Source organism: Symbiopectobacterium sp., assembly GCF_051710365.1.
Lineage (GTDB): Bacteria > Pseudomonadota > Gammaproteobacteria > Enterobacterales > Enterobacteriaceae > Symbiopectobacterium.
Map to the genome: position 1 here is coordinate 1 of NZ_JBPETA010000073.1, position 14,694 is coordinate 14,694.

11 protein-coding genes are annotated in these 14,694 nt (G+C 55.3%); 2 read left to right on the forward strand and 9 right to left on the reverse strand.

Features of this window, described 5'->3' with window-relative positions; genetic code table 11:
* The first annotated feature begins 178 nt into the window (after positions 1-178).
* Positions 179-355: a hypothetical protein gene (locus ACTBDZ_RS08725; protein ID WP_438815029.1), complete on the forward strand. Its 177-nt coding sequence runs from the start codon at positions 179-181 to the stop codon at positions 353-355.
* Complete coding sequence (locus ACTBDZ_RS08730) at positions 345-911, forward strand: carbapenem biosynthesis protein CpmH (RefSeq protein ID WP_438815030.1); 567 nt, start codon at positions 345-347, stop codon at positions 909-911. The genes ACTBDZ_RS08725 and ACTBDZ_RS08730 overlap by 11 nt, the downstream gene beginning before the upstream one ends.
* Positions 912-914: 3 nt before the next feature.
* On the opposite strand, the gene recD is transcribed toward ACTBDZ_RS08730, so the two are convergent.
* The 9 genes from recD to ACTBDZ_RS08775 all read right to left on the reverse strand — a co-directional run bounded on the left by recD (position 915) and on the right by ACTBDZ_RS08775 (position 14,425).
* Positions 915-2,768, reverse strand: a complete 1,854-nt coding sequence (recD, locus tag ACTBDZ_RS08735) for an exodeoxyribonuclease V subunit alpha (protein ID WP_438815031.1) — start codon at positions 2,766-2,768, stop codon at positions 915-917.
* The gene (gene recB / locus ACTBDZ_RS08740; RefSeq protein ID WP_438815032.1) at positions 2,765-6,370 is read right to left on the reverse strand and encodes an exodeoxyribonuclease V subunit beta; all 3,606 of its coding nucleotides are present in this window, start codon (positions 6,368-6,370) and stop codon (positions 2,765-2,767) included. The genes recD and recB overlap by 4 nt, the downstream gene beginning before the upstream one ends.
* Positions 6,367-9,366 carry a pitrilysin gene (ptrA, locus tag ACTBDZ_RS08745; RefSeq protein ID WP_438815033.1) on the reverse strand — a complete coding sequence of 1,000 codons (3,000 nt, stop codon included), beginning with the start codon at positions 9,364-9,366 and terminating at the stop codon, positions 6,367-6,369. The genes recB and ptrA overlap by 4 nt, the downstream gene beginning before the upstream one ends.
* Before the next feature lie 62 nt (positions 9,367-9,428).
* Positions 9,429-12,815 carry an exodeoxyribonuclease V subunit gamma gene (recC, locus tag ACTBDZ_RS08750; protein WP_438815034.1) on the reverse strand — a complete coding sequence of 1,129 codons (3,387 nt, stop codon included), beginning with the start codon at positions 12,813-12,815 and terminating at the stop codon, positions 9,429-9,431.
* Between the two features lie 39 nt (positions 12,816-12,854).
* The gene (locus tag ACTBDZ_RS08755) at positions 12,855-13,088 is read right to left on the reverse strand and encodes a prepilin-type N-terminal cleavage/methylation domain-containing protein (protein WP_438815035.1); all 234 of its coding nucleotides are present in this window, start codon (positions 13,086-13,088) and stop codon (positions 12,855-12,857) included.
* Entirely contained in the window at positions 13,024-13,299 is a 276-nt protein-coding gene (locus tag ACTBDZ_RS08760) for a type IV pilus modification PilV family protein (protein ID WP_438815036.1), read from the reverse strand. Before ACTBDZ_RS08760 ends, ACTBDZ_RS08755 begins: the two co-directional genes overlap by 65 nt.
* Positions 13,289-13,759, reverse strand: a complete 471-nt coding sequence (locus ACTBDZ_RS08765) for a YgdB family protein (protein WP_438815037.1) — start codon at positions 13,757-13,759, stop codon at positions 13,289-13,291. Before ACTBDZ_RS08765 ends, ACTBDZ_RS08760 begins: the two co-directional genes overlap by 11 nt.
* On the reverse strand, positions 13,756-13,899 hold the full coding sequence (locus ACTBDZ_RS08770) for a hypothetical protein (protein WP_438815038.1): 144 nt from the start codon (positions 13,897-13,899) through the stop codon (positions 13,756-13,758). Before ACTBDZ_RS08770 ends, ACTBDZ_RS08765 begins: the two co-directional genes overlap by 4 nt.
* Positions 13,900-13,987: 88 nt before the next feature.
* Positions 13,988-14,425: a prepilin-type N-terminal cleavage/methylation domain-containing protein gene (locus tag ACTBDZ_RS08775; protein WP_438815039.1), complete on the reverse strand. Its 438-nt coding sequence runs from the start codon at positions 14,423-14,425 to the stop codon at positions 13,988-13,990.
* Positions 14,426-14,694 lie beyond the last annotated feature (269 nt).

Consider the following 14,694-nt stretch of genomic DNA (forward strand, 5'->3'; position numbering starts at 1 on the left):
GAGTTCAGTATTGGTGACAGACCACCACAAGTATCCAACCTCAATTCTGTTCACAAGACCATCGTTGATGTTCTCGGCGAGCGATACCGTCGAATTTATTCTTAAAGTAGGTGCGGAATGACGGCTTCAACAATCACTTTCTATACCCAAGGTCACCATTCATAACGGTAAAGCCGATGTGTCTCAGTGGCTTAACGATACCATTGCGGTTGAAGGTGGTAAAACGCTCTACCTGTTCTGTGGCGGGAGCTATATGACACAAGGAAACCTGCGCAGCGGGTGTGATGCACATACGCCGGGTTTTATGATGTCAGATATCGGTTTTCGCCTGGTAAGGACACTGCATGAACCTTAAATACGCGCTGCTCCTTTTATTATCCTGGGTTGCACTGTTCCCAAGCAGCCTCTGGGCCCAGCCGACAAACAGTGACTATCAGCGGGCATTACGTGACTATTTTGCCGCAAAGCCTGCGCATTGCCTCAGCGTAAAGCAATGGCCAGTATATAGCCACGCCCAGGATGCGTCCTGGATCACCGGGCGCATGCAGGCACTCGTAGATGCCGGATTGGCACGGGAGACACGTCAGGGAGAGAACATCGTCTATGAGTTAACGCCGGAGGCCGAGCCAATGTGGCGCACCACGGGCGATCTCTGCTTTGGGCGCATGGAACTTGACCGCATCATCACGATTGAGCCCGTTGCACAGGGGATGAATGCGGTCTATTTCACCTACCGCTTAACCCAGCTAGCACCTTGGGCCAGCAATGCTTCGCTGCGTTTTGCCTTTAGCGAAGCGGACAACCTGATCGCTGGCAGCACCAAAACGCGTTATTCCGCCACGTTTCGCATAACCAAGCAGGGAAAGCTGATGCTTCACAGCCCTCCAATTCCGATAGAGCTGGATTTTTAGCGGTCAGCCACCGGCGAGGATACGTATTTCCAGCCCGCTGAAGCGACGCGTTGGCGTTCTCACCGCGAGACACAAGATGCTTATCTCCGCGTAGAGTGACAGTTGCGTGCGTGCGCGCGTAACCGCGGTGTACACCAATTCGCGCGTCAACACCGGCAAAAAGCCGTTCGGCAACACCAGTGCGGTATGATCGAACTCCGATCCTTGAGATTTGTGCACCGTCATGGCGTAGGCGGTTTCATGCGGCGGCAAGCGACTCGGACTGACCGGTTTCATCTGACCATCGGGCAGTTGGAAGTAAACGCGCAGTTCCCCCGCCTCATTCGGCATGGCGAGCCCGATGTCGCCGTTAAACACGCCAAGCAACGCATCATTACGGGCAATCATTACCGGTCGGCCGGAATACCAGGGATTCGTCGGATTACGGCTGCGATGAATCAACCCGGCCTGTTGCAGCGCCTGCTCAATACGCACATTCAAACCGGCAACGCCAAACGGGCCGTCACGCAGCGCGCACAATAAACGAAAACGGTTAAATGCCGCCAGCACCTGTGCGGCATCCTGCCCCTGTGCTACCGCCTGCAAATAGTCGCTATACCCGGCCACGCACTGCGCCAACATCTGCTGGTAATCCTCTTCCTGCGCCAGCGGCAGGCAGTGCAGATCGTCATGTTCATCCTGCAACACCTGTCGAACCTGACGTTCATCGCCACCGTTTACCGCTCGCGCCACGATGCCAATGCCAGAGTGCTGATCGAATCGGTAGCTCTTTTGCAGGAGGCACAAACTGTCTGCCACCGCAGGACTCACGTCGGATGACGCTACCAACCGGTAGCCCGTCAGTTGTTCGAGTTCCTCAACCCGTTGAGCGCTATAGCCCTGTGCGGCAAAGAGACAAATATCGCCCAATACCGCCCCTGCCTCAACGGAGGCCAGCTGATCGCGATCGCCCAGGAAAATCACCTGTGCCGTAGCTGGCAGCGCCAATACCAGATTTGCCATCATCGGCAGATCCACCATCGAGGCTTCATCCACCACCAGCACATCGAGATGGAGCGGATTGCCCTGGTGATAACGTAAGCGTTGACTGTCAGGCACTGCGCCCAACAGACGGTGCAGCGTAGTCGCTTCCCGCGGCAAATGACGCTGCTGCGCCTCTTCCAGCGGCAGTTTGCTGAGCGCACTGCGCAGCGATTCCGTCAAACGCGCCGCTGCTTTTCCTGTCGGGGCAGCCAGTTGAATGCGTAACGGTTTGTCCCCTTCATGCAGCAACAGCATGGCGGCTAGCAGTTTGGCTACCGTCGTGGTTTTTCCCGTGCCCGGCCCGCCGGAAATCGCCGAGACCCGATGCGTCAGCGCTACGGCAGCAGCCACTTTTTGCCAATCTACCTCGGCATCAAGCGGTGAAAACAAGCGGTCTAACACGCGACGTACGGCAAGGGGATCGGTATGAATATCGACGAGATGACTTCCGGCAAAAAAGGCCGCTACCTGCACTTCACTCAGCCAATTGCGTTGCAAATAAAGCCGTTGGTGCTGCAACACCAGCGGCGTTGTCTCACGGCCATCGCCCACGGCGGGTGAAGCCAGCAGGCCCTGCTGCCACGCCGCGCTATCCGGTAGCCCTGCGAGATCCCACAGCGCGTGCGCCAGTGCAGGATCGCGACCATCAAACAGGAAATCAGGGTGCAATTCCGTCAACGGTAAACAGACGTTGCCCGCACCCGCCGCCGCGCTCACCAACGCCGCCGCCAGTTGCACCAGTGCGGGCTGTCCATCGGCCAGCATACGCGCGAACTGTACATCCAGCGGGCGCAGCAGTTGGCGCTCCATCGCCGTCGCCAGCAAGTCCATCATAGACGTTCTCCTGACAGTGCCACTTCACCGCTGAACAAGCGATCGAGGTGCTCTACAAAGGCTCGCGGCAGACGCTGGGTGAAAATACCATTCGAGGGAAAAACCGAATCGACACCACGCAAAAACAGGTAGATAGCGCCACCAATGTGGCGGTCGTAATCATAATCCGGCACCCGATGGCGCAGATAGCGATGCAGAGCCAGCGTATAAAGCTGATACTGCAAATCATAGCGGTGCGCCATCATTGCCGCTTGAATGGCAGGCTGCGTGTAGGCACTGGCGCTTTCTCCCAGCCAGTTCGACTTATAATCCAGCAGGTAATAACGACCCTGCCAGCAAAAAACCAGATCGATAAAGCCTTTCAACATCCCCTGCACCTGCTGAAAGGAGAGTGGCGGGCAATTCGCTGACAGAGGATCGTAACGTTTTGCCAGAGCATCCAGCGCGGTTGCCTGTAGCGGGGCATCTATTGGCAGATAAAAGGCCAGCTCGGCAATTCGCTGCTGTGCAGGTACGCTTGCCAACGTCAATGGGGCGTCAGAAGCGGTCATATCCGCATTCAGCGGCGCATGCAGCAGAGCCGAAAACCACACCTGCAAGGTGGGTGTCCATCCACTTGCCATGCCATGCGCTATCAACTGCTCTTCCAGCCATTCAACGCTGACGGGTTGGGTAAAATCCAATGTCTCAAACAGACTATGCAAAAAGGTTCCCGGCCCTGCACCTTTGGGGAAGGTATGCGGGGTGAGCGTTTGCTCACTCTCTTCAGGGACAAGGTTGCGCGGGTCCAACGCGGCATCAACGTCCAGGCGGGGAAACAACTCTTGCGCCATTGTCCCCCCCAGTTGTAGAGGATGCTGTTGAGCGCCATGCTGTTGTAAACCCGAATAGCTGGTCACTCGCCAATTATTGGTAAGCAGGCGCTCACATTCACTGGCGCGCAGTACTGCTGGCTTGTCTACGTTATCTTGCCAGGGAATGCCATCCCATTCACGCACAGCGTTTACCGCAACGCCATCACCTTCCAAGGCATGCAGTGCAGCGACCAGGGTATCCGCATCTGCCTCCTTGCCGCGTTGCAGCAAATAGCCGAGCGCATTGAGGTGCATGTCTGTCGTTTCACTTTTGCGTCGGGTGCGCTGTAGCGGTGCCACCCCCACGCTACAGTGGTAAATCGACCGCGTCAGCGCCACGTACAAGAGCCGTAAATCTTCCGCCAGCCGCTCTTCCTCAGCCAACTGCTGGCTTTCTTCCCCACTATTGACGTCGAGAAGAGCCTGAAAGGTACGCCTGTCATGGTAAATGCCATCAGGCTGAGGGCGAAAGTGACAAATAAACGGCAACCAAACCAGCGGATATTCCAGCCCTTTGGATTTATGGATGGTGACAATTTGCACCAGATGGCGATCGCTCTCTAACCGCAGTTGCTGGTTTTCTGACTGTGGATTGGGCTGCAAAATCTGCTGCGACAACCAGCGCACCAGCGCATGCTCGCTTTCGAGCGTGGCCCCGGCGTGTTGCAGCAGCTCTCCGAGGTGCAAGAAATCGGTTAACCGGCGTTCACCCTCACGGCTAGCCAGTAGATTTTCCGCCAAACGATAATGCGACATGAGCGAGCGCAGCATCGGGAGCACGCCCCTTCGCTGCCAAAGATCACGAAACGCGGCAAAGGTATCGACCTGCGCATCCCAGTCTGCCTCACTCTGGTTTAGCGCATCAATCTGCTGGGCGCTGAATCCCAGTAATGCGGTCGCCAGCGCGCTGCGCAACGTGCGTTCCTGTTCTGGGGCCAGCACTGCTTGTAACAACCACAGCACCTCACGTGCCTCTGGGATGGTAAATACGCTGTCACGGTTGGAGAGATAGACGGAAGGAATGGCAAGACGGCGCAGCGCATCACGCACCAATGCGGCTTCATGGCGGCTGCGTACCAAAACACAAATATCCGATGCCTGCACAGGAGAGCGCTCACGACCATTATCCAGCCAGGCAGTACGGCGTTGACCCGCTTGCAACCAGTCGCGAATTTGCATGGCGCACTGCTGCACCATCAGTTGCTGATACTCCCCCGTCCCCAATACCACAGAACCCGACAGAGAAAATTGCAGTGCGGGCTGCGCCACGCCGTCCAGCTCAAAACGCAGCCCCTGTTTATTCGGTGCAGGCTTAACCGGCAAAAAAGGGATCGCCGAAAAAATAAATGGATTATCGACGCATTGAAACAAGCGGTTCACACCGCTGACCATCTCATGGGAAGAACGCCAGTTGGTTTCCAGCGTGTAGTGTGCCTTAACATCGGCACGCGCCCGCATATAAGTGAAAATATCCGCGCCGCGAAACGCGTAGATAGCTTGTTTCGGATCACCGATCAGCAACATGCCGCTGTCGGGCTGTTCACCATAGATAGCGCGGAAAATACGATACTGCTGCGGGTCGGTATCCTGAAACTCATCAATCATCGCCACCGGATGGCGCTGACGTATCACGGCCGCCAGTTGCTCACCCAGCGGCTGGCGCAGCGCCTCATCCAGACGGCTCAGCAGGTCGTCAAATCCCAAGGCCGCGCGGCGCAATTTTTCGCTACGCACCGTTGCGCGAATATCATGCAACGCCCGATCGATAACAATATCGCGTAGCGACAACGGCGTGGTAAGCAGCGTTTCAATCGCCGAAAACACCGGAAGCACGGGGGGCGCACCCTTTTTGGTTTTCTCGTTCAACACAGATTGTGCGAACCGCTCCAGCGCTTTTGGCAAGGCATAGTCGGTGGTTTGCGCTTCGGCCCAAAAGCTAACGCTTTCTACCCAGCCCGGTAGATAACGGTTGCTGTAGCTGCGCTTGTCCACATCCGATTCGAGAATGCACTTCTCCACCTGCGCAGCCACCTGCCGCCACTGCTGCTTGATATCATCAATGCGCGCCAGAATCTGCTGATGACGCTGTAACAACGTCTCATCTGGTGCGGGTGGATTATGCAGTTGTGGCGCTTCGCCCTGTAAATAGGGGGCAAGTTCGCGCTGTAACGCATCCGGCCCACTCCAGAGTTGACCAATGACGCTGACCACATCGAACGGCAAGGGATAACAGTAACGCCGCCAGAAATCGGCACAGGACTGCCGGGTAAGAAGCTGTTCATCTTCGATCAACTCCTGATCAAACAGCGAACCGGACTCAAAAGCATGGCTTCCGAGCATGCGCTGACAAAAGCCGTGGATAGTGTAGATGGCGGCTTCATCCATTTGTCGCTCAGCATCGAGCAACAGTTGTGCCGCCGACGGCTTATCGGGCAGTAGCGCCAGCAACGCCGAAAAAAGCGCATCGTCGCTTTTGCCACACAGGCAAGCCAGACGCAACGCATGAATGTTGGCGCGAATACGATCGCGCAGTTCCTCTGTGGCCGCCTCCGTAAAGGTCACCACCAGGATCTCTTCCACCAACAGAGGTTTAGGATACGCCGCCTCGCCGCCCAGCCCTAATAACAGGCGCAGATAGAGCCCCGCCAGCGTATAGGTTTTACCCGTACCGGCAGACGCTTCTATCAACCGCTCCCCAAACAGGGGGAGCGTGAGCACATCAAGCGTATGCGGCGTATCCTGACTCATGGAGCAACCTTCTCAACCACGTTTTTTTTCTCAACCGCCGAGACTTTTTCAGCAGACAACACGCCGCTACGCGGTTTTTCAATCACCCGTTGTTTGACTGGCAACGTCTGTTGCAGCGTTGAAGCATTGGGATAAAGCGTCCAGCCTTTCGGCGCAGCGTAATCAGCCTTACCGTGGTGGCTGCCCGAGATTTGCGACAACACCGCCAGCCCCTGTGGTGCCAGAGCCTGTTCGAAGAAGCGTGCAAGTTGCTCAACCGTCAGCGGTTTAAGCGCCTCAATCAGTTTTTCACGGGTGTTGAAGGCAAAGTTTTCGCGAGCGAGATCGTTACGCAACCGACCAACCTCTTCGTTCATCGTTTGTGGATGCTGACTCAGTTCGGTAATCAACGCCTGCTTGTACTGCTCAAACTCATCGGCTTTGATGGCACGCAGGCGCGGCTTGGCTTTCTGGAAGAAATCCAGATAACGCTGATACAGGTAAGCAGGCTGCTGGCTGTTGCTTTGCAGCAAGAACCCGATACCGAACTGGCGGCCAACAATGGTCGGGAAGGAGAACACCGCATAGCCGAGCTGCTCTTCCGTTCTCAGTTGGTTATAGAACCAGGGCTGAATGATCTGATTGAGCAGCGAACTGTACGCCATGCCCTGCACTTCACCGTAACCAGTGGGAATATACACCGCAGCCAACGCAGAATCGGTGCTGCTCCCCGCACGTTGCAGGTTGGCAAGCTGGGTACGCGCGACTTCCACACTAGGGGAACGCCACCAGATTTGCCCTGAACAGGCCAGACGCGCTTTGATATCCTGCGCCAGTTTCGTCACCTGACCTTCGGTGAGGTTACCGACTGCCAGCATTTCCGGTGCGGCATCACGCAACAACGCATCACGGAAGGCCATGACATCGTCCAGCGAAATATCCTTAAGCAGAGCGCGCCGCTCTTCTCGCTCGGTATAAGGCAGCGAAGAGATCGCCTGAACAGGCTCCAGTGCCTGTTCATACGCTTTGGCATTTTCAGAGGCGTCCAACTGCTGGAGATACCAGGATTTGGCCTGCTCCAACTGTGCAGGCGTCGCCGTATAGCTTGCATACCCTTCGACCAGCGCCAGCATGAGCTTAGGCAAATGCTGCGTATAACCATTAGCGTTGATGGTTAGCCCATCATTTCCACAGGTAGAGAAACTGATCCCCCCTATCGAAGCTTGATAGCTCAAATCATCCAGCGCTAAGCCCGCCAGATAGTCATTAAGCTGGAACATCACCTGATGGCGCGCCGTATCCTGCGCCACCGGGTTACGCAGCAACACCGTGACGTTAGCTTTCGGTTCATCGGCAAAATAGCGACTCGGCATATAGAGCACACGCATCCCCGGCTGCTGTAACACCATTTTCGGGTAATTCTGCACTTCGCCGCGCTTGATCAGCGAGAAATCCGTCGGGATATATGGATTTGGCGTCGGCAACGAGAGCTCCATTTTTTCGCCCAGCGTTTGCCAGCGGGTAAACTGCACCGGGGCTATTTTGTCCACCTGATACGGCGCATTAACAAAATAAGCCTCCTTGTTGTGAGGCGCATCAGGGCTTATCAGCCAGATACGCGCACGCTCCGGCGTCATGCTGGCCAAACGTTGCTTAATCGCATCGGGATCAAAGCGATCGGCCAGATAGGCGGCATCCAGCGTATGTTCCACCGGCACGCGCATCATGGTATCCACCAGCCATTCGATATAGCCCATGTCACGCTTAACGGACTGATAGCGGAAATCGAGCGCCATCACACGAGAGATTTCATCAAAATAGCGCTGCTGGATGCCTTCCTGCTGCAACAATTGCAGATAATGGAAAATGGCAGCCACTACCACATCATACTGCTCAAGGCCTTTATCGGTCAGGGTAACAGAGATATTAAAGAGGCCACCGTTACGATCGAGAATAGGGTCAGCGCCTGCGCCCAAAGACTCTATCAACCCTTGCTTTTGCAGCCAGTTCGACAACGTATTTTGGCTGCGATTGCCAATCAAATAGCTGATATAGGTGTTGGTTTGGCTGCGGAATGCCTGACTGGTAGGGTCGGTCTGTTCCATGACATCGCCGCGAAACTCAATACGCAATTGCTTGCGTGGCTGCGCCGGCACGTAATGAATCATGATACCGCGCTGGTCGTCCGTCACTGACGGCGCCGTGATAACAGGCACCTTAGCCTGACGGTTGGCGATGCGCCCGAAGGTCTCTACCGCCATTTTCGCCAATTCCGGCAAGGGTTGATTGCTGTAAATCACGCCTTTCATCAGGTTCGCCGAGTAGTAACGCTGATAGAACGCCAATAGTTCATCATGCAGCTTGCTGCCAGGCTTGTCCTTAAGCGTTTCCAGATTCCCACCGGAAAAACGTGATGCCGGATGCGCCGGGTTTAAGGTTTCTGCGCCCACCTGTACCATGCGGTGCCCATCGCGCGAGCGCGCCATGGTTAATTCAGCATTGACAGCATTGCGTTCGCGATCGGCATTGACCGGGTCGAGCAGCAGCTCGGCAATGGCATCCGCCAGACGATCGAGCGCGGGCTGTAATGCCGCATTTTCGACCTCAAGATAATAGGCAGTACGGTACGGTGCAGTACTCGCATTGTGGCTACCACCGTGTTTTTTCAGGAATTCAGCTAACGCATCTGCCTGCGGATAACGTTTGGAACCCATCAGTACCATGTGTTCCAGATAGTGGGCCAATCCCAATTGGCTGTTGGGATCGTCGAGTGAACCGATAGGCAGCGCCAGCGATGCTAACGAACGAGTTGCCTGATGATCGGACACCAGCAATACCGTCATGCCGTTATCCAACGTGATCGCCTGATAATTACGCGGATCGTTTTCTCCCTTGCGAATAACCTGCTCCAAAGGACGCCACCCTGCGGTTTGCGCCCACGCTGCGGACACACCGCTCAGCAGCAACATCATCATGCCGATACAACAGGCAAACTGTTTACGCCATTCTCTCTTCATTACCGTCCTTTCTCTCACGTCAATCTCGCCGTTCTTGATTCACTGCCATTACATCCGTTCGCTTATGCTTGATTGGCGCTCAGGATCGGCAACAGCCAGGTTTTTGCCGCTGTAACAATCGCCTCAATGTGGGCTTCATCCAGTTCCGGCACGATACGCTGCAAATAGAAATCATCGCCTTCACCGGGCGACATCATGTTGCCAGCCCAGCTTTGTTGCAGCTTGTTCAACGCCTTCTGAACCACATCTGGTGCATCGTTCAGCGTGCCGCTTGATGCATCGTAGCATGCTTGTAGCCAGGCCCCGCCGCTCTGATGCAGTAATAATAGTGGAGCGTTCATGCCTTGTTGATATCCTTCAATCATATGCGCCATCTGGCGTTGTGCTTCCTCCACAGAAACCGCCGCAAAGCGCCAGACCGTCTCTTCACGGCCATACATGCGGCTCTCTCCCGAACCGCCCGCCAGGCAGTACGCCAGATGATCCAACCACAGGGCCACGCCATCTTTCATCCCTAATCGCGCCGGTCGCCAGCGCAACAGCCCATCGCGCTGTACCTGCATCACCCAGCCACTAAGGCGCGCACCGTCTAGCGTCATGTCCAATTCCAGGCTGGTCATTCCCGCCGCATCACGCTCCGCGCTGACGCTGTCAGCCAGCGCTTGCATCTCCTGGCGCTGTTTTTGCCAATACAACTCACCGAAAGCACCATAGGGAAGCTCGCCCGCCGCGCGGGCGCGGTGTAACAGTTCATCAGCATCCCCCTGCGTAATCAGAGTATTCAGTAATTGCGCATTCAACTGATAGCGACTGAGGTTATCCAAAGCGAACGGCTCCTCATCAAGCAGTTCATCGTTCTGCACGACAAAGCTCACGCCCAGACGCCCTTGGAAAAAGGTTTTGACAGGGTGACGATAAAAACGTTTCAACGCATCCATCGTAATCTCGGGATAAATGACAGGCTCTAGTGGCGTATCAAACAGCGGCTGCGGCAATCCGGTGCGACCGGCGGCAGCGAGCCATTCGCTGGCGAAGCTGCATGGCTTAGCGTGTTCAAGGAAGTTATCCTTGTCAAACGGCATACGGGTATGTTCGCGGCACAGATGCGCACAAACGCGTGCCGCGCTGGTGTCCAGATCCTGCGCTTCATCCCCATGCAAACGGTAGCTTTGCGCCAAATACTCCATCAGTTCGCTCACCAGCACGGAGGGATAACGCTGCGTATTGTCCTGAATGGCACGACCGATGTAACTGATATAGAGCCGCTGTTGCGCCGAGATCAGCGCTTCCAGAAATAAATAGCGGTCATCATCACGACGGCTGCGGTCACCGCGCTGCCCCTTCTGCGACATCAGGTCAAACCCCAACCGAGGCAGCGTGCGCGGATAAACACCGTCGTTCATCCCCAGCAGGCAGACCACCTTGAAGGGAATCGAACGCATGGGCATCAGCGTACAGAAATTAATGGCACCGGCGAGAAAGCGTTGGCTCAGTTTTTCCCGATCCAGGCGCAGGGCCAAGTCGTCACGCAGCAGTGCCACCGGGATCGCTTCCTCAAACGCATTGGCGACTGCCGCTCCCAGCATCGCCTGCCACTGCTGCTCAATCAGAGACAGCGCAGCATCGCTGTCGCTATCCGCAATGAAGAGATCGTCCAACAATTGCCGACATAACGGTAACCATTCTGCTGGCGTGCGCGCTACCCGTAAACGCTGACGCCATTGAGTGAGTTGCGCCAACAACTCCGCCAGTTGCCCCACCAGTTGGGCAATCAACCCACTCGATTCATCGTAGGGCAACACGCCCAGCCAGGCCCCTGCGCTGCTGTTCATCGCATAGCCCAACAGCATGCGTGTCAGGCCAAAGCGCCAGGTGTGCTGGCCGGTAACCGGCAAATCAAGATCGCGCACGTTGTCATCATCAAGCCCCCAGCGCACGCCAGACTCCATCACCCACAACCGCAAACGGCGCAGCCCTTCTTCATCGATACCAAAACGGGCAGAAAGCGCCGGGACTTCAAGCAGCGAAAACACCTGCTCGGCGGTAAAACGACTGTGTGGCAATTCCAGCAGGCTGAGAAACACCGGCAGAACCGGATGAGCGTGGCGGGCTCGCTGGTCAGAGATAGCAAAAGGCAAATAGCGCGCTGTCGGCGCATTACTAAACACCGCCTGAATGAAAGGCGTATAACTATCAATGTCCGCCATCATAACAATAACATCACGCGGCGTGAGTGTTTCATCCTCCGCCATCATCGCCAGCAGTTGGTCGTGCAATACTTCAACCTCACGCTGCGGACTGTGGCAGGCGTGAAAGGTGAGAGAAGCATCCTGCGGTGTAAGCAGGCGCTTGCGCTCACTGCTAGCCTGCGCTTGTGCGCTATCGGCAATAACGCTGCCGTCTTCAAGCTCCAGAATATCGCGCTGCACTTGTTGCAATAGCGTTGTGCCATCAAGCTCGACAAAGGCTTCAATATCATCGACCTCGTCGATCTGCGCCAACTGGTAGAGATGGTCACGCCCCAGTTTTCCCCAGCTTGCCAGCAACGGATTCACAATGCGCTGTTCACCCTCATCGTTGAATAACCCATCGACATTGCTGGGATCGCGAAACAGCGGACGGTATTGCTCCTCCGAGCTGTTGCTGTGCAAGCGACGCTGACGACTTTTCAGCTTCGCTAAGAAATGGCGATCCTGAATATCACTCCAGTAATCTCGGCATGGGTTAGTAAACAGCAGATGCACATCAATATGCTTTGCCAATGCACGCAGCGCGTGCAAATAAACCGGCGGTAGCGCTGAAATACCGCAGATAAACACGCGCGGCGATAACCCTTGCGGACAGGTAGTGGCCTGCTCCAGCGTCTCGATAAAGCTCTGATAGAGGCGAGCATGGTGCCACTCTTTCTGTTCAAGTTGCGCGCTGTATTGCAAAAGTGCACGCCACAGCTCGGCTTGCCACACCTGCGCATCCCCCAATCCGTCCACCAGCGCACCGGCTTGCCACTGTTTGATCCACTCAGGCCGATAAATCAGGTATTGATCGAACAGATCCGCAACCCTCCCTGCCAGTTGATGCCGCTTGCGTTTATCGGCGTCGTCTTGCAAGTAGTGACTCAACGGCAAGAATGATGGGTTATCCTGCTGCTGAGGCAGAATATGCATTAACTTCCAGGTCATCGCTTCCTTGCTGAAGGTGTTTTCCGCCGGGATATCCGGTAACACGCGCCGACACATGTCCCACAGAAAAACGCCGGGCAAAGGAAAATGCAGATTGGCAGCAATACCAAAGTGAGTAGCAAGTTCGATCTGTAACCATTGCGCCATACCAGGGCTTTGAACCAGGATTGTTTCAGGCTGAAAAGGGCCCTGTAACGGTTGGCGCGCTATCAGCGTCACCATCAGCGTTTTCAAAATATCTAACTGATTTGAGTGATAAACCCTGAACATGATGATTCCCGTTTCGGTGCCCGCAAACCCCGCTCACCGTCAATTGCCCTCAGGCACGGTTCGCCGATTCATATCAGTAAAACAAAACCAACGGTACAAACGCGCCTGATGATACTGCGGCGTTGTCACCGTCGAAGAGACGCGCAGACACGCTGCCGTCTGGAGCTGATCCGTCAAATCTAACTGCCATCCTGGAGGAAGATCGCGCTCAAGTAACGTCAGTGTCTCCCCTCCCCCGACCGGCAGCATAGCAGCATAGCAGCATAGCAGCATAAATGGCAAGCTGCTGATATGCCAGATGCCATGCTTGCCGTTGCTGCCATTGATGTACAAAGACCTGCTGCAACCGCTGATGATATTGCAGTAATCCTAACACTGATATGGCAAAAAACAGCGCGGCGATGGCGGTTTCCACCAACCCAAACCCTTGTTGACGTTGTCTTTGTCGACATCCTCCACAAGAGATTCTCAGGCTATCCGCCACAAATGGCCTCCTGCCTTTCGGGGCAAAAATCCAGCCAGCCCCCCGCGATAGGCTTCAATGGGCTGGTTTCACCATCAGGCTCAATGGGTACCACACGCTGATAGAGCACCATCACTGATGAAGAGCGGGAAAGATGCCCCTCACCGCGCAGCAACATATAGTATTCACCAGGCAACTGTCGTAAACAGACTCGCAGCCCTTCTGTTGCAGAGCTGAGGCATTGTTCGCCGCTACGATTGCCCATAAGCCATACCTGCCCAATGCCCCATTGTAACGACGATTCGGCCAACACCAGCGTTTGCCAATAGCGGCGTTCATCATGGGTAAGAGAGAGAGCGCTGTCCAACTGCCGTTGCATTCCTGTCATTAACAGCAGCCCCACGGCTGCCAGCAACATCACCATCACCATCACCATCACCATCAAGAGTGCACCATTGCCCTGCTGGCACCAACGTTTCATGCGTTACACCCTGTAATCCAGCGCACCGTATGGCGCGCAATATCAGGGCGACGAAACCAGTGTCCCGCCAGATGCACTTCATAGAGCGTCCGTCCGGTCACATTACGCCATGCGATCACTTCAAAGCGCGTTACCGTCACTTCCTGCGGATCAAGCCGCCGATTCTGCGGCTTAGCAACGCGGAATGCCCAATACTGGCTGTGTATCGCTGCATAACCGTATCCTCCCCTAGATCGATATCACGATACGCAGACGACCGGCACTATTCTCTAACACCAGGTGTCCTGCCTGCGCCGTATTGCGCAGACCATAAAAGGTAACCGTCGGGTGTGCCATTGCGGCAATGCGTACATCGCGTGCAGAGGGCAATAAACGCCCGCCGGTGCCCTCATAACAGCTCAACGACGTCCCTGTTCCTTCGCGCAAACACCACGCCTCACCGGCTTGTATTACACTCACGGTGCGCGTGTCGTTATACCAATAGGCATTGGCCTGCACGCGTTGCAGAAACAACATCACCAACTGCGTTTGATGCTCGAGGCGCACAGCCTGCTGATAGGTGGCCCAACCCTGTATTCCTCCTGCGGATAACAAGGCGATAAGCGTCAGTGCAATCAGCAATTCCGGCAGGCTAAAGCCCACATTAACAAAGGTGCTTTTATCCATGACGGCAGTGTAGCCAGAATCGGGCAGTTACCTGGCAAAAAAAAGTGGGAATGCCTGCATGCTCACAACAAAACGGGCCTGGTAGCGCGGCGTTACAACGCAGATACAATGCAGGTTGAGGAAATGCGGGTTGAAGAAAGAGAGGGCTTTGTTGAATAAATAGAAAGTTTGGGTAATCATCGGATCAGATCACCATAGTTGTTTCAAAATCAGGTCTCCATGGCAAAACAAAATTTTAAAATCACTAACTGGCCCTCCTATAACAAGGC